22 protein-coding genes, 2 pseudogenes and 1 other annotated feature are annotated in these 21,945 nt (G+C 36.5%); of the genes and pseudogenes, 20 read left to right on the forward strand and 4 right to left on the reverse strand.

Annotated elements, in window-relative coordinates; genetic code table 11:
- Positions 1 to 66: 66 nt before the first annotated feature.
- Together C564_RS0123270 and C564_RS0123275 are read left to right on the forward strand one after the other, a co-directional pair.
- On the forward strand, positions 67 to 1,350 hold the full coding sequence (locus tag C564_RS0123270) for a phytoene desaturase family protein (RefSeq protein WP_018767032.1): 1,284 nt from the start codon (positions 67 to 69) through the stop codon (positions 1,348 to 1,350).
- A 17-nt stretch (positions 1,351 to 1,367) separates the two neighbouring features.
- On the forward strand, positions 1,368 to 2,237 hold the full coding sequence (locus C564_RS0123275) for a sigma-70 family RNA polymerase sigma factor (protein WP_006094872.1): 870 nt from the start codon (positions 1,368 to 1,370) through the stop codon (positions 2,235 to 2,237).
- 54 nt (positions 2,238 to 2,291) lie between these two features.
- Here C564_RS0123275 and C564_RS36930 read toward each other — a convergent pair whose 3' ends face one another.
- Positions 2,292 to 2,450: a hypothetical protein gene (locus tag C564_RS36930; RefSeq protein ID WP_018767033.1), complete on the reverse strand. Its 159-nt coding sequence runs from the start codon at positions 2,448 to 2,450 to the stop codon at positions 2,292 to 2,294.
- Between the two features lie 305 nt (positions 2,451 to 2,755).
- On the opposite strand from C564_RS36930, the gene C564_RS0123285 reads away from it, so the two are divergent.
- The 6 genes from C564_RS0123285 (at position 2,756) to C564_RS0123305 (ending at position 6,988) form a co-directional block, all read left to right on the forward strand.
- On the forward strand, positions 2,756 to 3,346 hold the full coding sequence (locus tag C564_RS0123285) for an O-methyltransferase (protein ID WP_026008670.1): 591 nt from the start codon (positions 2,756 to 2,758) through the stop codon (positions 3,344 to 3,346).
- Positions 3,347 to 3,384: 38 nt separating this feature from the next.
- Entirely contained in the window at positions 3,385 to 3,816 is a 432-nt protein-coding gene (locus tag C564_RS33735; protein WP_231382351.1) for an AMP-binding protein, read from the forward strand.
- Complete coding sequence (locus C564_RS37705; protein ID WP_231382352.1) at positions 3,770 to 4,423, forward strand: AMP-binding protein; 654 nt, start codon at positions 3,770 to 3,772, stop codon at positions 4,421 to 4,423. Before C564_RS33735 ends, C564_RS37705 begins: the two co-directional genes overlap by 47 nt.
- A gap of 93 nt (positions 4,424 to 4,516) precedes the next feature.
- Positions 4,517 to 4,807, forward strand: a complete 291-nt coding sequence (locus C564_RS37710; RefSeq protein ID WP_231382353.1) for an AMP-binding enzyme — start codon at positions 4,517 to 4,519, stop codon at positions 4,805 to 4,807.
- A gap of 213 nt (positions 4,808 to 5,020) precedes the next feature.
- Positions 5,021 to 6,130, forward strand: a complete 1,110-nt coding sequence (locus C564_RS0123300; protein WP_006094869.1) for a toxic anion resistance protein — start codon at positions 5,021 to 5,023, stop codon at positions 6,128 to 6,130.
- 24 nt (positions 6,131 to 6,154) lie between these two features.
- Positions 6,155 to 6,988, forward strand: a complete 834-nt coding sequence (locus tag C564_RS0123305) for a DUF3974 domain-containing protein (RefSeq protein ID WP_018767035.1) — start codon at positions 6,155 to 6,157, stop codon at positions 6,986 to 6,988.
- Between the two features lie 327 nt (positions 6,989 to 7,315).
- On the opposite strand, the gene proC is transcribed toward C564_RS0123305, so the two are convergent.
- Positions 7,316 to 8,134, reverse strand: a complete 819-nt coding sequence (gene proC / locus C564_RS0123310; RefSeq protein WP_026008671.1) for a pyrroline-5-carboxylate reductase — start codon at positions 8,132 to 8,134, stop codon at positions 7,316 to 7,318.
- A 761-nt stretch (positions 8,135 to 8,895) separates the two neighbouring features.
- Positions 8,896 to 9,105 (forward strand) — a binding site (T-box leader).
- Between the two features lie 168 nt (positions 9,106 to 9,273).
- Between proC and proB the strand changes: the two genes are divergently transcribed.
- Together proB and C564_RS0123320 are read left to right on the forward strand one after the other, a co-directional pair.
- On the forward strand, positions 9,274 to 10,377 hold the full coding sequence (gene proB, locus C564_RS0123315; protein WP_003207176.1) for a glutamate 5-kinase: 1,104 nt from the start codon (positions 9,274 to 9,276) through the stop codon (positions 10,375 to 10,377).
- A gap of 239 nt (positions 10,378 to 10,616) precedes the next feature.
- Positions 10,617 to 11,864 carry a glutamate-5-semialdehyde dehydrogenase gene (locus C564_RS0123320; protein ID WP_018767037.1) on the forward strand — a complete coding sequence of 416 codons (1,248 nt, stop codon included), beginning with the start codon at positions 10,617 to 10,619 and terminating at the stop codon, positions 11,862 to 11,864.
- Between the two features lie 266 nt (positions 11,865 to 12,130).
- Here the strand turns inward: C564_RS0123320 and C564_RS0123325 are convergent, their stop codons facing one another.
- A complete protein-coding gene (locus C564_RS0123325; protein ID WP_026008672.1) occupies positions 12,131 to 13,690 on the reverse strand; it encodes a glycoside hydrolase family 10 protein in 1,560 nt (519 codons plus the stop codon).
- Between the two features lie 251 nt (positions 13,691 to 13,941).
- Between C564_RS0123325 and C564_RS0123330 the strand changes: the two genes are divergently transcribed.
- The 8 genes and pseudogenes from C564_RS0123330 to C564_RS37715 all read left to right on the forward strand — a co-directional run.
- Positions 13,942 to 14,247 (forward strand): PTS sugar transporter subunit IIB, encoded by a 306-nt coding sequence (locus C564_RS0123330; RefSeq protein WP_003197701.1) that lies wholly within the window; start codon positions 13,942 to 13,944, stop codon positions 14,245 to 14,247.
- 12 nt (positions 14,248 to 14,259) lie between these two features.
- Positions 14,260 to 15,531 (forward strand): PTS sugar transporter subunit IIC, encoded by a 1,272-nt coding sequence (locus C564_RS0123335; RefSeq protein WP_018767039.1) that lies wholly within the window; start codon positions 14,260 to 14,262, stop codon positions 15,529 to 15,531.
- A 95-nt stretch (positions 15,532 to 15,626) separates the two neighbouring features.
- Positions 15,627 to 16,690 (forward strand): annotated as a pseudogene (gene anmK, locus C564_RS0123340) (anhydro-N-acetylmuramic acid kinase AnmK); the annotation flags it as partial.
- Between the two features lie 18 nt (positions 16,691 to 16,708).
- The gene (locus tag C564_RS0123345; protein WP_018767040.1) at positions 16,709 to 17,608 is read left to right on the forward strand and encodes a BadF/BadG/BcrA/BcrD ATPase family protein; all 900 of its coding nucleotides are present in this window, start codon (positions 16,709 to 16,711) and stop codon (positions 17,606 to 17,608) included.
- A gap of 46 nt (positions 17,609 to 17,654) precedes the next feature.
- On the forward strand, positions 17,655 to 17,939 hold the full coding sequence (locus tag C564_RS0123350) for a hypothetical protein (RefSeq protein ID WP_018767041.1): 285 nt from the start codon (positions 17,655 to 17,657) through the stop codon (positions 17,937 to 17,939).
- Positions 17,940 to 17,973: 34 nt separating this feature from the next.
- Positions 17,974 to 18,405, forward strand: coding sequence for a glycerol-3-phosphate acyltransferase (locus tag C564_RS0123355; RefSeq protein ID WP_026008673.1), 432 nt, complete (start codon positions 17,974 to 17,976; stop codon positions 18,403 to 18,405).
- Positions 18,406 to 18,418: 13 nt separating this feature from the next.
- Positions 18,419 to 18,589: a hypothetical protein gene (locus tag C564_RS38495; RefSeq protein ID WP_003197713.1), complete on the forward strand. Its 171-nt coding sequence runs from the start codon at positions 18,419 to 18,421 to the stop codon at positions 18,587 to 18,589.
- Positions 18,573 to 19,575, forward strand: a pseudogene (locus C564_RS37715) (aminotransferase class V-fold PLP-dependent enzyme); the annotation flags it as partial. The gene C564_RS38495 and the pseudogene C564_RS37715, both read left to right, overlap by 17 nt.
- Before the next feature lie 44 nt (positions 19,576 to 19,619).
- On the opposite strand, the gene C564_RS0123370 reads toward C564_RS37715, so the two are convergent.
- The gene (locus C564_RS0123370) at positions 19,620 to 19,949 is read right to left on the reverse strand and encodes a YkvA family protein (RefSeq protein ID WP_018767044.1); all 330 of its coding nucleotides are present in this window, start codon (positions 19,947 to 19,949) and stop codon (positions 19,620 to 19,622) included.
- 190 nt (positions 19,950 to 20,139) lie between these two features.
- On the opposite strand from C564_RS0123370, the gene C564_RS0123375 reads away from it, so the two are divergent.
- Together C564_RS0123375 and C564_RS0123380 are read left to right on the forward strand one after the other, a co-directional pair.
- Entirely contained in the window at positions 20,140 to 20,409 is a 270-nt protein-coding gene (locus C564_RS0123375) for a hypothetical protein (RefSeq protein WP_018767045.1), read from the forward strand.
- 74 nt (positions 20,410 to 20,483) lie between these two features.
- Positions 20,484 to 21,794: a DEAD/DEAH box helicase gene (locus tag C564_RS0123380; RefSeq protein WP_026008674.1), complete on the forward strand. Its 1,311-nt coding sequence runs from the start codon at positions 20,484 to 20,486 to the stop codon at positions 21,792 to 21,794.
- Positions 21,795 to 21,945: the final 151 nt, after the last annotated feature.

Below are 21,945 nucleotides of genomic sequence, written 5' to 3' on the forward strand. Positions count from 1 at the left end.
TTAAAAGATGTCACATTCCTCTTTCTTCATCCGTCTTGTGTGTAGAACAATAAGGAGGGAATATATATGGAGAACTTTAATGTGGCAATTATAGGCGGGGGACTTGCTGGATTAACAGCTTCGATTTATTTAGCTAGGGAAGGTAAAAAAGTTGTTGTATTAGAGAAATCAAGTCGCTTTGGTGGAAGAGCAATAACAACGAATAAAAACGGAGTCCTTATGAATCTTGGGGCGCACGCTTTATATCGCGGGGGAGAAGCACTATCAACTTTTGAGGAACTTGGAATTAACATTCCAGGAGACATACCTTCAACTAGCGCGCATGGTATATGGAAAAATGATGTGTATACAATACCGACAGATTTTCGATCAATCTTATCTACACCATTACTTTCATGGGCGGCTAAAATACAATTTTCTCATCTGATGTTAAAGCTAGGGAAATTAGATTTAAATGCAATTCCTAAAATGAGTCTGAGTGTATGGACAGAAAAAGAAATTAAAGATCCCATGGTAAGAAATATGTTTTATGCATTATGCCGAACATCGACTTACACATATGCTCCGACAATACAGTTAGCATCTTCTGTACTAAAACAAATACAACGATCAATGAAAGAAGGAGTCTTTTATGTAGATGGCGGATGGGAGACAATCATAACAAAGTTAAGAGAAGATGCTACAAATGCTGGAGTTCATTTTATAGCGAGCAAAAATGTAGTTGAAATTGAGCACTGTGGTCATATTCAAAGAATTCGTTGTTCTGGTGACGAATTCTTTGAAGTCCCTACGGTTGTTATTACTATACCACCAAAAGAGGCTTGTAAAATTGTAAAAGGTGCAAGAGACACTATGCTGCGTATATGGGGAGAACAATCAGTGCCAGTTACAGTAGCTTCCTTAGATCTTGGCCTAAGAAAATTACCCAATCCATCATATCAATTTGTCTTAGGATTAGATCAACCTTTGTTTTTTACGAATCAATCGAGAGCCGCTAAGCTGAGTGACGATGGAACGGTAGTAGTGGGATTGATAAAATATCATAATCATGCATTACAGACTAGTAATTTTAATGATGATAAAATTTTGTTAGAACATACAATGGATTTATTACATCCGAAATGGCAACAGGAGTTAGTTGAAAAGCAATATTTACCTAAAATAACAGTTGTCTATGATTTTCCTCATATTGGCCGTACTGAAAATCCAGGGCCTAGGGTTCCTGAAATGCCAGGGATATATGTTGCAGGAGATTGGGCTGGGCATGATGAATTATTAGCTGACGCTGCGGTTGCTAGCGGTAAACGAGCAGCACTACAAATTTTAGAAAAAAGTAAAGTCACAAATTGAAAGAGGGTCATGTTAGTGTGGAAATGGAACAATTGTATCAAGCATATAAACCTTTATTGTTTTCTTTAGCCTATCGTATGCTCGGGAGTGTTATGGATGCTGAAGATATTGTTCATGATACATTTCTTGCATTAAGTCAAATAGAAGAGCTAGAGTCTGTTGATAATGTAAAAGCGTATTTGTGTAAGATGGTTATGAATCGTGCAATTGATAAATTACGTTCAACAGCTCATAAACGAAATGTTTATGTTGGCATGTGGTTGCCTGAACCACTTGTTGAAGAAAATGATGATCCCTCAATGACATATATAATGAAGGAGTCTATTTCTACAGCGTATCTTTTGCTTTTACAACAGTTATCTGAAGTTGAACGGGCGGTGTTTATATTACGAGAAGTTTTTGGATACGATTATGATGAAATCGCATCAATTGTCGAAAAGAGTAGTGTGAATTGTCGACAAATCTTTCATCGGGCCAGAAAAAGTATAAGAGATAAACCGAAAGCCTCAAAATTAAGTACAAAGCAAATGGCTGCATATGTAGAACAATTCGTTGCATCTTTGCAGCGAGGAGACGTACAGGAAATGTTAGGAATCTTAAAAACAGATGCAATATTTAAATCCGATGGTGGTGGAAAGGTTACAACGGCTCTTAAACCAGTTTACACACCTGAAAGGATTGTTCGCTTATTCTTAGGGATTACCAAAAAGTTACCAGAAGGACATTCCATTGCATTTAGAATGGTAAATGGTACACCAGGTATTATTGTAAATATAAATAATCGCGCTACGTATGTGCTTTCGTTTGAGTTTCAAGAAGAGAAAATAGCATCTATTTATATGATGATGAATCCAGAAAAGCTTATTCATTTAAATCAGAATGTATAGAATGAAAAAGACGCATCTCAAGAGAGATGCGTCTTCGATTTAAGATCATGTAATTTACTTCTCTAACATTTCAAGAGGAACATCCTTTTCGCCTAATACCTCGCACTTAATTTCTCCGTCCTCTTCGTAAATACGTTTAATAATCGGTATAGTTATCATTTGCTTTTTGTACTGCTTACGTTTTCTAGCAGCTTCTAAATTAATCACGTTCATGTTCAAAGCATCCTTTCTTACATACAGTTATAAACAAAAGAAAATGCGTCCGAAAAGGGCGCTTCTTTAATGTGAAATACCGATTAAAAATGATTTTATGATTGCATTTTGATTGTAAAATAATGTGAATGGAATAATTACACGTAGAAATTAACTTTACCAAAAAATGAAACAATATGCTACAAAAAATTTCAATTCTTTGTTTTATAACAGGAAAAAGATTTTCGTTTCGCATATAATGAAAAGTAGACAAACATAATCAACTTTCTCATCAATTTTTAATCATTAAATTTGTTAGAAAGGCGATGAATAGTATGAATTCATTAGAATTATTGTTGTTAGAACTTGAAAAGTACGGGGAAGAGCATGATAGCAAAAAAGAAAAGCGAGAAGAAAAGTTAAGAAATGTTTCTCGTGAGATGGGACAATTTTTATCTATTTTAATAAAAGGGTGTAGTGCACAAAAAATTTTAGAAATTGGTACTTCAAATGGATATTCAACATTATGGCTGGCAAATGCGGCTGAAGAAACAAAAGGAAATGTTACAACTGTTGAGCTTTCTTCAGAAAGGGTTGCAGAGGCACTTATGAATTTTGAAAAGGCAAATCTTAGATATCGGATTGATATTCATAATCAAGAAGCAGGAGCGTTTCTAGATGTACAAGTAAATCGTTCATTTGATTTTATTTTTCTAGATTCAGAGCGTACGCAATATATGTGGTGGTGGGAAAATATAAAACGCATATTAGAACCACAAGGATTTCTTGTCATTGATAATGCGACTTCGCATGCAGAAGAGTTAGCAGAATTGATTCAGATGATTGAAGAAGACGATACGTTTGAAACTGTATTACTAGCCTTTCAAAAAGGAGCGTTTGTAGCACGAAAAAAATAAAAAATATAGCCATAACAAACAAGGAGATTTAATAAAAAATGCGAATACATTCTTATTTCTATGAGCAGGCACAAAAATATCCTGATCGCGTTGTGCTTTCGGAACAACATAATAGTTGGACTTACAAAGAGTTGGCGCAATGTGTTTCAAATCGCGCATCAGCTCTTATGCAAGACGGAGCGATACCAGGGCATATTTTTATTATCAAGTTAGAAAATTGTATGGAATGGATTCAAGATGCACTTGCGGTTTCAAAAATTGGTGGAATTATAATGCCGGTTCATCCAGACGTTACCGAAATTGAATGGCAAACAATTATAAGTAGTACGGAGCCTAATTGGATTATCACATCCAAAGAGACTTTATGTCAAACAATGGAGCCTAATACCATCCCATTTCCTCTTAGACATGTGAGTAGTAAGGATGAGTTATACTTCAGGTTCAGCAGGTACACCGAAAGGGTTTGTTAAAAGTCATCAATCATGGACTAGTAGTTTTGAAGGGTGGAGTAAGGCATTTTCACTAATTGAAAGCGATCGTGTAGTAGTTCCGCTACATTTATCTTATTCAGCCCAGCTATATCCGGCACTTCAGGCATTAGCTATAGGATCTGAGATTGTTTTATTATCTAAGTTCACACCAGAAGCCTTTTTAAAAGCGAAAGGATCGTGTGCTTCTATCACACCAGCTTTAATTGAACCTTTAATTCGCCATGCAAAGCAAAAACGAAGTGTGCAGGAAATGATTCCGAGGTGTATGATTTCAGTTGGGACAAAATTATCGCCTATGCAAAGACAAAAATTTGAAGAATGTTTTCCTAAATCATTTTTGTATGAATATTACGGATCATCAGAAATGGGCTATGCCTCACTGTTAACACCGGAAGATGCAAGAACTGCACCTGAAACAGTCGGGATACCATTCCCAGATGTAGAGATTGCCTTTTTTAATGAGAAAAAAGAACGAATAGTAACTAATAAAGAAAACTTTGGGAAATTATTTGTTCGATCTGGTCAGGCTTTTGAAGGATATATTGAAAATGAAAAGCAAACAAAAGCAACTTTCATAGAAGATTAGGTAACATCACATGATATTGGTTTCCAAAGAGAAGATGGAAAAATTGTTTTAGTAGGTAGAGACCGAGATGTTATAAAAGCTGCTGGGAGTTTTGTGTATGCTGGTGAAATAGAGGATGTATTACTTGGAATCACCGGGGTTATAGAAGCAGTAGTGTTTTCGGAAAAAGATGAGAATCGCGGGGAAATTATACGGGCTGTTATCGTTAAGGAAGTTTCTCGAGAATTAGTAGATATTCAGAAAGAGTGCCGTCAAAAACTAATAGCATATAAGCAGCCAAGAAATTGGACTGTACTATCACGTTTACCGAAGAAGCCGAACGGAAAGGTAGACAAAATGAAATTGAGGGCCGAATTGCTAAGTAATAAATTGTATAACATGTGAAGAATCCGTCTTCCGCACGTAGCCTTCTAGGTCTTAAGTCTGAGGAAAATAATGTACGAAACAGGTATACTTAGGATAAGAAACAGGGAATGACTGCATAAGCAGGAGTTTATTAAAAATCGATTTTAAACAAGTATCATACATGTTGAATACGATATATTAGATGAAATATAGTGCAAATAAATTCGCACATATAAATAAAGGAGCGATTTTGTGACTGAATTAGAGAAAAAAGAACATGTATCAGTAGTGAAAGATAATATGCAAGTAGTTGTTGATACAGTTATTAAAGATGAAGAGCTTGTTGAACTGAATAAAGAAGCTGATTTATATGTACAAAAGTTAAATAGTGAACAAAATACTGACCTTTCAAAAGTATTATCCCAGCTGGGAGATTTAGGAGATAAAGAGCAGCAAGCAGCAGGGCAAACATTATCAGCACTAAAACGTCCTGTTACTGCAATGATGAATGGAAAGAATGAAGAAATTCCAAATACGTTGTTAGAATTACGTAAAGTGGTATCAGAACTCGATCCCAATTCAATGAAAGCATCGGGAATGAAGAAGTTTATGTTTAAGGTTTTCAAGAAAAATCCACTTGAAACGTATGTGCATAAATATCAATCTATAGATAAACAAATTGAAGAAATCATACGAGCGTTGCTTATTGGGCGTGACAACTTACAAGAGGATACAGTTGGTTTAGAAATGTTAAAAGAGCAATCACATGATAAAATTCATGCGCTTGATAAACAAGTATATTTAGGACGAAAGCTCGCTGGCATGCTTGAAGTAGAAAAGCAAAATCCAGATCGTCAAAAGGATATTCCATTAATCAATGATGCGTTAGAAAAAATTCTTGTACGTACGCGTAACATGCAGCAAGCGAAAAGTGTATTACTGCAGTCTATTGCATCTGTAGACATTATTAAGAAGAATAATGAAAAGTTGACAGAGGCAATTCGTAATGCGATTACGATGACGCAAAACGTAGTTACTGTTTCAGCAGCGATTCAGCTGGCATTAACAAATCAACGTAAGACGATTGATGCAGTGAATGCGACAAACGAAGCAATTGAATCAATGGTGTTAAGTAACTCACAAGCATTAAAACAGAATACAGAAGAAACAACACAGTTACTTGAAAACCCAGCAATCAGCATGGATAAGCTACGCGAATCATTCCAAAATGTGTTTGCAGCTATTGAAGCATCTGAGAAATCATCAGAGCGTATTATTGAATCTAGTAAAAAGTTTGTTATTGAACTCGACACATTTAATGATGAAATGAAGCAGAAGCTCATTCAGCGTCCAAAGAAATAAAGAATCGTTAGAGGAGGTGAAAAAATGGGCTTCTTTAAATTAGTTTTAATACTAATTGGAGTATTGCTTTTAGTAGGATTTACAATTGTTGTCTTGCTTGTGTATTTCGGCCGGAAATTTTATTTATCATGGGCGAAACCGTATAAACGAGCGAATGAATCAATTGAAAAATTATCAAATAAATCAACACCGTTCTTACAAGAATTTACGCAGAATCCGCTTTTTTATCGCTGGATTCGTACAGAGGGGAAAAAGGAAAAACAAACATTGAATACTCTTTTCTGTGCGGCGGATCAACGTACAAGAGAACAAGTTTTCTCTATGTTACCGAAAGATAAACAGAAAAAGGTACACGCTATGGCAAAAACAACGAAAAAAGTGACGAATGAAGATATCGATGTAGCAGCGATGAAAGTAAAAGATTTTTTACGACAAGAATCACAACAATCATCTAAGCCAACAGATTTATCGTTTTATAAATTGTATTTTTATGACCGTTATCCAGATGCATTAAATACAATTCAAGCGTATAAACGCGCAATCAATCCGTCACTACAAAGAACAGTCGATGAAATTACAATTGCCGTATTAAACGCACTTCCGTATTACCAAGAACATCGCATGTTTGAACAACAACACAAACTTGAAACTTTCTTAATGAAAGATTTAACGGATATGCTGTCACTAGTGGCTCAGCTACCGCCATCACAGCGTCCTGAAAAAGAAGAAGAATTGCAGGTTTACTTACAAAACTTCCAAAAAGAAATGGAAGCAGTAGAGCGTGATATTCGTGACTCCATTGATCATGATTTGAATGTGAAAATGAGAGCGGCGAAGGAAAAATTTAAGAATAAGTAAAAGAAAGCCTCTTGAGTCACGTACTCAAGAGGTTTTTGTAGTTTAACTATTTAGTTTGAATTGTATCCAAACTTACGCGTGCCTAATTTTTCTTTATATAGGCTTTCAATTTCAAGCACTTCAAGAGGTGTTAATGTTTTAGAGAGTGTTTGAAGAAGAGAAAAAGAAAAATTATATTTGTAATCAGGATTTTTATTAATTAATGATATTAACTGAACAGTATTCCTAGAAGTTGCTCCTTATTATCTGTAAATATAGGAGGAAATAAATAATTGTTTTCTTAGTATAGAATTTTTTGTTGCTATGGTACATTCTATAAGTTATTTCTTATTTATTAGTTAACTTGGATATTTCAATAGATTTTTGAGTGCAATGCTTCATAGCCGAAATAATAGCTGTTCTTAATCCTTTCTCTTCTAACGTTGCTACAGCTTCTATTGTCGTTCCACCTGGAGAACAAACCATGTCTTTAAGTGCACCTGGGTGTATTCCTGTTTCAAGTACCATTTTTGCAGAACCTAATACAGCTTGGGCTGCGAATTTATATGCTTGAGTTCTTGGCATACCATCTAGTACAGCAGCATCTGCCATAGCTTCTATAAACATATATACATATGCTGGAGAAGAACCACTTACAGATGTTACAACGTCCATTAATCTTTCATGTACTATCTCTGTTTGGCCAAAACTATTAAATATAGTTAGTATATCTTCTAGGTCTTTTTCCGTAACCATTTTATTAGCACATAATGCAGACATTCCTTCTCCAACAAGAGCAGGTGTATTAGGCATTACTCTAACAACTTTTAACTTTCTGCCAAAGGCGTCCTCAGTACTCTTAATGTTTTTCCCTGCAGCAATAGTTACTACTATTACATCGCTTTTTATCTGCTCTTTTATTTGGTTAATTACTGATGAGTATAGGTCTGGTTTGATTGATAAAATTAAAATATCAGCATTGTTAGCTACTTTATTGTTGTCAGTAGTTGTGATTATATCGTATTTTTCACTAGCATTTTTTAAATTAATGACATTTAAATCTGAACAAATTATTTTATCTGAGGAAACTATATTTTTGTTAATCATTCCACCTATCATAGCGATACCCATATTTCCGCATCCTATGAATCCTATTTGTTTGTTCATAATAATTCGCTCTCGCTCCTTTTAGTATAAATTTCATTAGATTGAAATTTATTATTCTAAAAAACTTTGTGATATCCTGTAAAAGAGAAATAGGCATTATAAATAATATCGAGATTACTATAAAAAAATATTTTAAGAGAGTACATTGTTTTTTGCAATACCAAATATGCATAGAAATCACTTTTATTGTGTACTAAACAAGCACATTTTCTATAGTTTGAAATTTTTATTATATTTCACTCTATAACATCTTAAATACTTTTGGAGAATATAACATATCATTATCAGTAGTATAATGAAAAGGGGAAATTGAAAGGATTGCTACGTAAAATATTTGAAAAAAAGCAATTTGATATACAGAGTACTTATGAAGCACTATATTCTTTCGGGAAAATTATACGTGTTAATACAAAATACCTCTTTTGTTGTACGTTAAGAGATATTTGTTCAGAAAACTATATCAACGTTTTCTAGATATAATCAAGTTAATAAAGTGCGTACAAGATTCAGTGATCAATTAATTTTTGGCGTTTTCTTTTTGAACATGTGGTTATCCTTTAAGAACGTTGTCATAGTAAATTTTTCTAGTCCTTAGCGTGCAATTTTCCAAGAATGGTGTTGTATTTTTATAAACCCTGATAATTTCCATTTATCAATAAAAATTAAATATGCAGCCTTCTTTGTTTTTTAAAACATCTCTTGACATAAAAATCCACTGTATTGCATAATATAAAAAATTAAAATTAAAATTAAAATTAAAATTAAAATCGTTGAAGGGAACTAGTACATATGTTTTCTTGCGCAAGAGAGTGGAATCCGCAGGCTGAAAGATTCCTCGCAAAGAAACTATCGAACCTATCCCCGAGTTTTAAACGAAAGTTTAAGCGTATGCCTGCGTTACAGGCGACAAGCGGATATGGATCATATCAATGAAGGTGGTACCGCGGAACGATGACCGTTTCGTCCTTTTTAAGGGCGGAGCGGTCTTTTTATTTGAATTTTTGTTGCGAAATGGGCATCATTGGCGGGGGATTTTTCCCTGCAAATTGCACGCGGTAGAAGAGTATTTTGTTTCCATTCGAAAAAAGAAGCGGCACACCTTATAAAAAAATTTTCATTTTAGACGAGGAGGTACAAAAGTGAAAAAACAACGAATTGTCATAAAAATTGGAAGCAGTTCTTTGGCAGCGAATCAAGGCGGCATCTCTAGCGAACAGCTTTCAGATCACGTTGCCGCCTTGGCACGGCTGAAACAGGAAGGACATGAAATTTTGCTGATTACATCCGGGGCCGTCGCCGCAGGCTTCTCTGCTCTTGGGTATCCCGGACGGCCTGTGACAATCAAAGGAAAACAGGCTGCCGCCGCTGTCGGGCAAAGTCTCTTAATGCAGGCGTATACAGAGGAATTCCTCAAATATGGGATTGTTACCGCGCAGCTTCTACTAACAAGAAGCGATTTTTCTAGAAAAGAACAATACAGCAATGCCTATGCAACTTTATCAGAGCTGCTGGACCGCTCTGCCTTGCCTATTATCAATGAAAACGATTCTATTTCTGTAGAGGAGCTGACGTTCGGAGATAATGACATGCTGTCGGCTTTAGTAAGCGGGCTCGTGTCGGCAGATATGCTCATGATTTTTACGGATGTGAACGGTTTGTACGACCGGAATCCTCAGAAAAATCCGGACGCGAAAAAGTATTACTTTCTTCCTGACGTTACGGAAGAAATTGACGCTCTTGCCGGAGATGCTGGCTCAAAGCTCGGTACCGGCGGCATGAGATCGAAAATCGATGCGGCGAAGACGGCGCTGTCTCTCGGTGTGAGCGTATTCATCGGAACAGGACGCGGACAGGAGAAGTTTTTAGATGTTTTGAAAGGCAAAGGTGACGGAACGTACATCGGTAATACGCCGCAAAAAGTGATCAAGATGAACAAGCAATGGATTGCATTGCATTCGCTCGTGAGAGGACAAATCGAGGTGGATGCTGGCGCGGCCGCTGCTATCGTCCACCATGGAAAAAGTCTTCTGCCCGCTGGTGTTACCGGCGTGTTCGGGATCTTTCAGGCCGGCGAAGTGGTGGAGGTCATCACGCAAAAAGGACGCGTAATCGGCAAAGGGCAGTGCAGATATAGCGCAGAGGAATTGCGGGCGCTGAAAGGCATGCGGAGCCGTGACATTCAAGCGCGAGAAGAAAGGCATAGCTACGAGGTCATTCATAGGGATAATTGGGTTTCATCTTAAGAAAAACAGAAGCCGGCTTGTTTAGGTGCAAAAACCAAGGCTTTTCGTCTTAACTGGCGTTTTTTGCCTTTTCTCTGCTCAAAGCGTCAGTAACTTGAATGTTTAGACAGGATGAGCAACAGAACGTTAAGAGCCCGGTCGATTCAACTAATATCTGTGTAGGAGAGTTTTGGGTTGCAGTGCCTAGCTGGCGGAGTTAGACACGTCTCAAATTTTATCTTTAAAAGGGGGAAGTGAAAATGAACGAAGTATTAGCAAAGGGACAAAAAGCGAAAGCGGTTATGAGAGAGCTTGTGGCCAAATCGACGGATCAAAAAAATAAGGCGCTGGCGGCTATCGCTGAGAAATTGATGGCGGAGACATCCTACATTTTGACGGAAAACAAACGGGATATCGAACAAGGAAAAGCGAAAGGAATGTCTGCATCACTCCTTGACCGCCTCCTGTTGAACGAACAGCGCATCATTGACATGGCAGAGGGCATCCGGCAGCTGATTGATTTGCGTGACCCTGTCGGAGGGTGCGTGGCGGCATGGGAACGGCCGAACGGATTGTCCATTCAGGAGGTGCGCGTGCCACTCGGCGTTGTGGGGATGATTTACGAGGCGAGGCCAAATGTGACGGTGGATGCGGCCACGATTTGCTTGAAAACAGGAAACGCGGTGATTCTGCGCGGTAGTTCTTCCGCCATTTATTCCAACAAAGCCATTGTCGCTGTCATTCACCGGGCACTCGAACAAACTAGCCTGCCTCCAGACAGCGTACAGCTCATTGAAGATACGTCACGTGAAAGCGCAAAGCAGCTGTTTACATTGAACGAGTACTTAGATGTTCTTATTCCAAGAGGCGGCAAGCAGCTGATTGATATGGTAGTGAGAGAAGCGTCTGTCCCTGTATTAGAAACAGGTGCGGGAAATTGTCACATTTTCATTGATGAAACAGCAGATAAACAGATGGCATTCGACATTATTGTAAACGCTAAAACACAGCGCCCGTCCGTATGCAACGCTATTGAAACAATTGTACTTCATGAGAATTGGGTGGAGCGTTACGGTACTGAGCTGTTTTCCTTCTTGAAGGAAAAAGGAGTGGAGCTACGCGGGGATAAGAAAGCTTTGACAATTGATTCATCTCTTGTCCCTGCTTCAGAAGAAGACTGGCAAACAGAGTTTTTGTCTCTTACGCTGGCAGTCAAAATCGTTTCCTCGGTTGAAGAAGCGATTCGCCACATCAATGCTTATGGCTCCAAGCATTCCGAAGCGATTATTACAGAAAACGAAGGAAATGTCAGTAAATTTTTCATTTCCGTCGATGCCGCGGCGCTGTACCATAATGCTTCGACTCGCTTTACGGACGGCTTTGAATTTGGCTTCGGCGCCGAAATCGGCATCAGCACGCAAAAGCTGCACGCGCGGGGGCCGATGGGATTGCCTGCATTGACTTCCACGAAATATGTGATTCGTGGGAATGGACAGATTCGGGGATAAGAAGCAGAGGGCAGATGCAAAGCCCCTCCTGCTTTATTTTTGCTTTTGTTTGTACAGCCACTTATATGTTAATGAAAAAACGTCTAAAGGTAAATGACAGCAATATCGCCGGATACTACCTTTAACCCTATTAGAACCATATAACATGAAAAAATGGATGAACAGATCAAATATAGTAAATGCATACCCTTCCTAAGCCTGGGTAGTTTGTTTTTTGAATATGCGTAAGGTAAAATCCCTCATATATAGAGTGAGGGATTTTATGATTACTTCGCTTGTATAGTAGTTTTGCTAGAAGGGATACTCTCGTTATGCAACCGATCCAAAGCAGTCACCACATACGTATACGTCTTACCAGACACAGCTGTTTTATCTACATAAATTTCCCCAGGTTTTGTTTTTCGTACAGTAGTAAGTAAGTTTTCAGCTTTTTGAATGTCAACGTCATTCTTTTCATTTACTCGATAGATTGCATAATACGTAGAATCATTGTTTCTATCATCGATGATTCCTAAGGCAATACCATCATTTCTTGCAATAGCACCTTTTAAAGTAGGTTGCTTAGGTGGATCGTGATCTAGCCAAGGCATTGGTGGAATTAATGCAGGATGTGTATAAATATCTTTTTGTAGTCGATCTTTTATTCCTAATGGATTGTTATTTATATCTTTAAGGCTAAAGTGCATGCTACCTTTTATTTGTGAATATTGATGATTTAATGCAATTTGCCTTGGATATTCTTCAGGGTCTGACCAAGCGGGGACTGAGTTATTATTAATTTTATATGCAGCTTGTCCAATATATAGGTGAATTTGTTTGTTTTCTGTTTCTTTTATCCACCAATCTAGTAAAACGTCATATGCTGCAGGTGCAAAACCGATATTCCAATAGATTTGTGGTGTAATATAGTCAATATACCCTTTTTGTATCCATTCTCGTGTGTCAGCATATAGGTCATCATAATTTCTTTGTCCAGCAGTTGTATTAGAACCGGTTGGATCATCAGCAATATTCCTCCATACTCCAAATGGACTAATTCCAAATTTGACATAAGATTTTTCTTGTTTAATAGCAGTATTTAATCCGTTTACAAGTTGGTTCACATTATCACGACGCCAGTCTTCAATGTTAGAAAATCGCCCATTATTATATGTTTCATATGTGTTTTGATCTGGAATTTCCTCACCCGCTACTTTGTAGGGATAAAAATAATCGTCCATGTGAAGTGCGTCAATGTCATAATTTTGTACAATTTCCAATGCACCTTCCGTTATAAAAGCTTTCACTTCTGGAATACCAGGATTATAGTATAGTTTCCCGCCGTAGGGTATGACCCAATCGGGATGTTGCTTTGCTGGGTGGTTTTCTGCTAATCGGTTTATATCGGTATGATTCATCGTTATTCTGTAGGGATTAATCCAAGCGTGGAATTCAAGATTTCTTTTATGTGCTTCTTCAATCATAAATGCGAGTGGATCATAACCGGGGTCTTTTCCTTGTATGCCTGTGAGATATTCGGACCAAGGGCCATATTGGGAAGGGTAAAAAGCGTCTGCGGTTGGTTTAATTTGAACAACAACTGTATTCATACCTAGATTTTTTACATCATCTAGTAGTTTGATAAATTCTTGTTTCAGCTTTTCGATAGGTAATCCTGGCTTAGAGGGCCAATCAATGTTGAGAACAGATGCAATCCATGCGGCGCGTAATTCATGTTTTTGATACGTAGTAGGTACTTCAGCTTGTGTGAACCTAGAGCTTATGAACAAGAAGGGAATAATCAAGATGACGCTACAACAACTCATCAATAATTTTCTGAAAATAATCGTACGCCTCCTTACATATTCTATTTTCGAGACTACTATATCACGTGAATATAAGATTCACAATTGAGAAAGTAGGGGCTGAAACTTTTATTTAACATAAAAAAATTTTTTTCTGAAATTTCATTTCGTCAGAACTAATTTGTCTACATTCTTCATATGATTTTTAATAACGTGAAACTTCCTTTCGTTGGTGGTTTGACAGTCCTTGAAAAAGGATAAAAATTACTTAAAGCATATAGGAGGATTATGAAATGAAAGTTCTGTTTGTATGCTCTGGAGGAATGTCCAGTTCAATTGTTGTAAACGCTTTAAAAAAAGAAGCGGAGAAGAAGGGAATTAATATGGATGTACACGCAATTGGAACGAGTGAAGTGGAAGAAGAGGTTAAGAACGGCTGGGACGTTGTAATGGTTGCTCCGCAAGTAAGGCATAGATTTGATGCAGTGAAAAAAATAGCAGATGAGCAGTCTGTTCCTTGTGGTATAATTCCGCCACAAGCTTATACACCACTTGGTGGACCGACGCTATTAAAGGCTGTGAATGAATTAATCCGTTAGGAGGGAAGTTTGATGAATAAGTTTGTCTCATTTCTTGAGAATAACTTATCTGGTCCAATGGCGAGGCTTTCTGAGCAAAGGCATTTACAAGCAATTCGTGATGGTGTAATTTCAGCATTACCGTTTATTATTGTAGGAAGTTTCTTTCTAATTGTGGCGTTTCCGCCTCTTCCAAAGGATAGTTTTATTTCACTATGGGCAGCCAAACATCAAACGAGTATTTTAATACCGTATCGGTTAACGATGTTTATTATGTCGCTCTATATCGCCTTTGGTATTGGATATAATTTAGCGAAAAGTTACAAATTAGATGCCTTATCAGGAGCGCAGCTTGCAGTCTGCTCATTACTTCTTACATTGACACCTGAACTCATTGATAAGAAAGGATTTATGCTCCCAATGACAAACCTTGGAGGGCATGGGTTATTTGTTACAATGATTGTTTCCATTTTATCGGTTGAGATTTTGAGATTCTGTAAGACGAAAAATGTGATGATTAAAATGCCAGAGCAAGTACCACCGTCTGTATCTCGTTCTTTTGAAGCACTTATACCTGCTGCTTTCGTTATTATTATTATGAGTATTATTACTGTTGTTTTTAGCATTGATTTACATCATTTAGTTGATAAGCTAGCTGCACCATTAGTAAAAGCTGGTGATAGTTATTTTGGAGTTATTCTACCTGTGTTTCTAATTACATTCTTCTGGTCATTTGGCATACATGGTGTTTCTGTTGTTGGGACAGTTGCCCGTCCTTTATGGGAAGTTTATCTTGGTAAAAACTCTGCTGCAGTTGCAGATGGAGCAAGCAGTATACCATTTATTGCACCAGAACCATTATACCAATGGTTTATATGGATTGGTGGTTCCGGAGCTACATTAGGGCTTGTATTAGCCATGATTGTCTTCGGTAGATCAAAGTATTCCAAAGCGCTGTCAAGAACGTGTATTGTACCTGGTATTTTTAATATTAATGAGCCAGTTATATTTGGGCTTCCAATCGTGTTAAACCCGATTTTAATTATTCCTTTTATTATTACACCATTAGTAACAGCGACAATTGCTTATACTGCAACAGCAATGGGACTGGTTACACCAACTTATATTATGCCGCCATGGACATTACCAGCTCCAATTGGTGCATATTTAGCGACGGGTGGAGATTGGAGAGCTGTTGTGTTAGTCTTCATTAATATAGCAATCTCATTCCTTATCTATCTGCCATTTTTTAAAATGTACGATAAAAATATGATTGAAGTCGAAAAGAGTGGTGATGGCGAGTGAGGTTCTGTGAACGTGTAATGATGCGAAATATGAAGAAATCATACAGATATGTATTAGAGTGATAGGCAACTAGTCTATCACTTCTTTCATGATTAAAGGTGAAACTAATCAGCTTTATTACAGTACCGTTTTCAAAAGAAATAACAAATGAAATTCAGCAAGCCTTATCTATAGAAGCTTCTAACGTACAACTTATATGTAGTTTGAATTTTAAGCTCGGGCTATGTTTTGCGAATGCAGTGAAAAAAGTCTGTAAACAATCTGATTTTCCAATAGAACAATTAGATTTAATTGACTCGCATGGTCAAACGATTTATCATCAGCCTGTTCAAGAGAAGACGATTGTTCCATCGACACTACAAATCGGAGAACCCGCAGTTATAGCCTATGAAACAGGAACAACAGTCATTTCAAATTTTCGAACAATGGATATGGCGGCTGGTGGTCAAGGAGCCCCTCTTGTTCCATATTCAGAACTTATTTTATATAGAGACCAAAATAAAAATCGATTACTTCAAAATATTGGTGGGATAGGGAATGTAACTGTAATTCCAAGCCGAGTATCTAAACAAGAAGTGATTGCCTTTGATACGGGGCCAGGAAATATGGTGATAGATGAAGTATGTCAGCGATTATTTCAGTACTCGTTTGATAAAAATGGTGAGATAGCAAGACAAGGAAGTGTCATAAATGAAATGCTTTATTCTTGTATGAGTCATTCGTTTTTTAAAACTGTTCCACCTAAGTCAACAGGAAGAGAACAGTTTGGAGAAGAGTTTACAGATGAATTGCTAAAGCGATTTAAGGAGCACCGTAAGGAAGATATTGTAGCTACTGTAACGATGTTTACAGCAAACTCGATTGTTCATCATTATCAAAAAGTTATTTCTCCTTATTATCATATTGATGAAGTTATTCTTGACGGAGGTGGAAGTTATAATAAAACACTTGTAGAAATGATAAAAGAGAGTTTGAAGGAGGCGCCCTGTAAAGTACTTATACAAGAGGAAATTGGGTATTCATCATCCGCAAAAGAAGCAATTGCTTTTGCTGTGCTAGCAAATGAAACATATCATCGTAATCCAAGTAATGTACCAAGTGCTACAGAAGACATCCTGTCGTTTTAGGTAATGTAACATTCCCTCCAATTGTGAGGTAAGAAAAAGTGGGTGGAAAGATGAAGTATATGATAGGTGTAGACGGTGGTGGGACGAAGACAGAAGCGATTGCATTTGACCAAAATGGTAAAGAAATAGCAAGAAGTATGAGCTGTTTCGGAAATGTTTTAATAGATTATGAGAAAGCTTTATCGCATATTATGGAGGCAATTGAATATTGTCAACAAAGCTTGTCTAAAGAGGACTGCGCTTGTATTTGTTTAGGGCTGGCGGGTGTGAAAAGTATAGATATTAATGTGTTAAAGGAACGTTTAATAGCGAGATATCAAACAAATATTGAAATTTATGATGATGCAGTAATTGCACATGCGGCCTTATTAGGAGGAAACGATGGTATTTTAACAATAGCGGGAACAGGTGCTATCTGCTTAGGGAAAAAAGGAGCAGAATATGAGTATAGTGGAGGATGGGGCCATATTTTAGGAGATGAAGGGAGTGGGTATTGGATTGCTTTGCAGGCGTTAAGAAGGATGACAATCGAGTATGATAAAGGTGAGCAATTTTGCAATCTTAGCAGAGTAATACAAAAGCAAGTTCCTATTCATACACCATTTGATATAAAACAACTTGTATATTCCTCACAGAAAGATCAGGTTGCTGCGATTGCCCCCCTTGTAATAGAGGAAGCAAGGAAAGGTAATGATGATGCGTTCAAAATTATATCAAAAGCTAGTGAAGAATTAGCCAGAATTACAGTTGACGTGTATAAGAAAATGTCATTTGAAGTACCAATTTCAATTGCAGTAAAAGGTGGAATTTTGTGCTCTGTACCAGAAATATATGCTAAATTTAAGAGGTATTGCGAAAACTATATTAATGAAATAAATTTTATTCAAAGTGAAATTTCATCAGCAAAAGGAGCTTATTTTTTAGCTGTAAAAAAATCTACTTTATTTTAAATACAGTTTTTCCATATAGCAGTCTTCTTTAAAAAGGAGGTGTTATATGGATTTTGGGATTAAAATATGGATTTTTTTATTTAGAATTTCATTTCCGATCTTCTTGCTTATCGTATGTATGAATATTATAGCCATTATAGGAATTGATAAGGTTCCGGTGCATAAACCGCAAGTTATAATACTTGTAAGTTTGTTTATAGCCTGGTCAATAGGATATATTTTACAATATATTAAATCCGTACGTGTTATTGCATGGAATTTGATAGGAATTACAACGGTAGCAAGTTTCATATTTTATTGTATGGCTTACTTCTATGCCACTTATGCTTGAAGAGTGTATTGAGAATAGTAAATAGAAAGATTATATGATTCATATCAACCAGTTTCTGTATGTAGTAGGTGCTTATATGGTTGGGAACATATTAACAGCATATATGATTATAAAATGGAAATACGGGATAGATATTCGAGATGTTGGTAGTGGAAATCCTGGTGCGAGGAATATGGGGCGTTTATACGGAAAAGTATATTTTATTGCTACATTTCTAGGAGATGCCCTTAAAGGGGCGATTGTTGTTTATGTAGCAAGAATCTTATTTGGGGAGTCTATATTTCTATTAATCTCGCTACTAGCAGTTGTTGTTTTGTTTTATTTAATTTTTAAGAGTTTTACAAAGGCTGGTTTAATTACAATCGCTTGTTTACCACTTTGTATGATTGCATACTTTTATTCTATGGTAGCGATTGTATTAAGTGTTTGCATTATTATATTGATTTTGTACGCACATAGAAAATAAAGGGGATTAAAACATGGGGTTAATGTATAAAATTGCTGATCAAGCATGGGAGTTTGAAAGTATTCATAAACTAAATTATAAAACATTCGTAGAAGAAATTCCGCAGCATGAACAAACAGAAGAGCGCAAACGCATAGATTTGTTCCATGAAGAAAATACGTATTTAAATACCTCATTTAGATGAGTGGTTACCAGAACGTGATGATCGTGTATATGAAATTCGTTTATTAGCTGTGGAGCAAGAATATCGAAACGGAAGAGCTTTACTCGGATTGATTCGATTTTTGCATCGCTATTTGCTTCTAAATGGGTGTGATTTAGCGCTCATTTTAGCCGATGTATATCACCCAAAAAACGCTTGAACAATCTAGTATTACAAGTCTTGTGACGAAAGAATATACATTTTGACCCGGACCCGTAGAAATCGCAGAAAATGTCCAGCAAGCATTTGCTTCTAATCCAATTTCGCATCGTTCCATTCAATTTAAAGCTGCGATGGAGAATGTGAAAAAACGATTATTGCTAATGTACCTGTCCCAAGCATGATTTGCACATGCTTGGGACAGGTACATTAGCAAATGATTCAATCGCTTTACAGCTAAAGTTATTAAAGGGACGTGGATTCGTTTTAACAAATGGTGAGACCATTTTTATACAATGAAATAGAGGAATTAGCGGAAAAGCAATTGGAGCATACACTGGGCTCTCTTTTGTATTTTATAATCATACTGTAAATCCGACTGCAACTTTATCTGTGTACATGGATATAGGAATGTACAAAGAGAACGGAAGTGTACCGTACTCTCAGTCTTGGAATTTAATATGCGCCTTACAAGAAGCATTAAAGAATTTTGAAGATGAAAACAAATTTAAGAAAATATATAGATGTATACCTTTATCGAAGAAGCAGTTACCAATATGGAATTACAACTTGTATCTCAAAAAAAGTATGCTTCATCTATCATTCTTACAATTGCACTAGATAAAGAACTTTCTTCTAAGGAAATAGGAGATTCATTAGCATTGCAAGGGTTTATTATCCATTATGAATCAAACTATTTACAACAAAATAACTGGATTCAAATTGCTTGCTTAAATCACTATAAAGAACGTGAAATGAAAAGAATGTTGGATTGCTTACAAATGCAGATAGAACAAGTACATGTATAGTACAGAAAAGACGGTTATGAAGACCGTCTTTCTTGTTTGATGCATTATGTATGTGTCGCTCCAAATAAGGATTCCATCTTTACTTTTCCTTTTTCTCGAATTTCTGCATTTGTATGTACCATGATATATCTATGTGCCCAAGCAATTGCGATAACATCATCTAACAGGCCGATTCCAATAATAGCTGCTAAATCTGGGATGAAATCGATTGACCATACATAATAGGAAAGTGCAGTTAATATAATTATTTTGGCTTTAGTAGGCAGTCCGTTCTTTTTTAAAGTGTAATATAAAATAATGCTCTCATACACACCGGATTTTCCTAATTTCGTTGCACCTTCATTTAATTTTTTCCATAGTTTCTGTTTCTCCATATAATCACTCCTTATTTCGTTTTTCCATTAATTTTGTAAAAGTATATTTAACATTATGTAAATGCGCTTAAAAATATAGATTTTTTAAAAGGATAGACAAACAATCGACAAAATAACCCTTTTTATCATTTCTTTCTTGTTGTTCATACTCATATGAGTATGAACAACAAGAATATTGGGGGGAGAAAACATGTGGATTTTGTTTGATGTAATAGCCGATATTATTCTGTTTTATCCGAGGACTGACGCGAAATTAAAATATCATATTGCGCAGCTAAGTGAACAAGAATGGTTTCGAGATGTACATGAAGATACAAGGTATACAGGGATCATTTGGAATAATCGGAAAATCAAGAGGCTGATTTTGTCACCTGCAAATATGAAATTGCTAACAAAATCAAAAGAGAAACAGAAAGAACTAATCCAAATCATTCATAGTGAGCATGAAAAAAGGAGATAAGAATTATCTTATTTTTCATATTTAGCGAAACAAGTGGTACAATGAGAGCTTAATGTGAAAAATGAGGAAAAGAAGTGATCTGTTTGAAAAACTTTTTAGAATTAGGAATTAGTGAGACATTTAATCATACATTACGTGAAAATGGGATTGCTGAAGCAACGCCAATTCAAGAGAAAGCAATCCCGGTTGTTATGGCTGGAAAAGATATAATTGGGCAAGCAAAAACAGGAACAGGGAAGACATTGGCGTTCGTCTTACCAATTCTAGAAAAAATTGATCCTGAGTCAAGTGATGTACAAGCTTTAATTGTTGCACCAACTAGAGAATTAGCACTACAAATCACAACTGAAATTGAAAAAATGCTTGTTCATCAAGAAAATATCAATGTTCTTGCGATATATGGTGGTCAAGATGTTGCGCAGCAAATGAGAAAGTTAAAAGGAAATACGCACATTGTTGTGGCAACACCAGGACGTTTATTAGACCATTTACGCCGCGAAACGATTGTATTATCCAATGTTTCTATGCTTGTATTAGATGAAGCAGATCAAATGCTTCATTTCGGCTTTTTATATGATATAGAAGACATTTTAGAAGAAACACCTGAGAGTAAACAAACGATGTTATTTTCAGCGACGATGCCAAAAGATATTAAAAAGCTTGCGAAGCGCTATATGAAAGAACCTGAGATGATTCAAATTCAAAGTGCGGAAGTAACGGTGAATAATATTAAGCAACGTGTTATTGAAACGACAGATCGGGCAAAGCAAGATGCACTGCGCCATGTGATGGACCGGGATCAGCCGTTTTTAGCAGTTATTTTTTGTCGTACAAAGCGTAGAGCGAGTAAGTTATATGATGATTTAAAAGGGTACGGCTATAACTGCGATGAGCTTCATGGTGATTTATCTCAAGGAAAACGGGAACGAGTAATGAAGAGTTTTCGTGATGCGAAAATTCAATATTTAATCGCAACAGATGTAGCAGCTCGTGGATTAGATGTAGAAGGCGTAACACATGTATTTAACTATGACATTCCAGAAGATGTAGAGAGTTACATACACCGAATTGGCCGAACTGGACGCGCTGGTGGATCAGGCCTTGCAATTACATTCGTTGCACCGAAAGATGAAATGTATTTAAAAGAGATTGAAAAAGGCATTGGCGCAACGTTGCAAAGACAAGAGTTGGAACTACCTGTTAAACAAAACGATGATGCGAGTGAAAAAAAGAAAAAACAGCAAATCAAAAAACCAAAGAAAACAGGTCAATACGGTCAAAAAGATAACCCTGGGGGATCAAAGAATACAAAACAACGATCATTTCATAAACCAAGTGAAAAGAAAAATAGCAAAAAGCAAGGTCAGCAGAGACGCGGTAGATAATATAGAGTAAGTGTTTATAGTGAAAAGTCGTTTCCTTTTAAAGAAGGGAACGACTTTTTTTGTTTTTGTGTACAGCAGGTGAATAAATGTAAACAATTCTTTTTTGTTCATTAAAGTAGAAGGATAATTTAATTAGGATGTTGTATACATC

It is taken from the genome of Bacillus sp. 105MF (assembly GCF_000374885.1).
In the GTDB taxonomy this organism is placed as follows: Bacteria; Bacillota; Bacilli; order Bacillales; family Bacillaceae_G; genus Bacillus_A; species Bacillus_A pseudomycoides.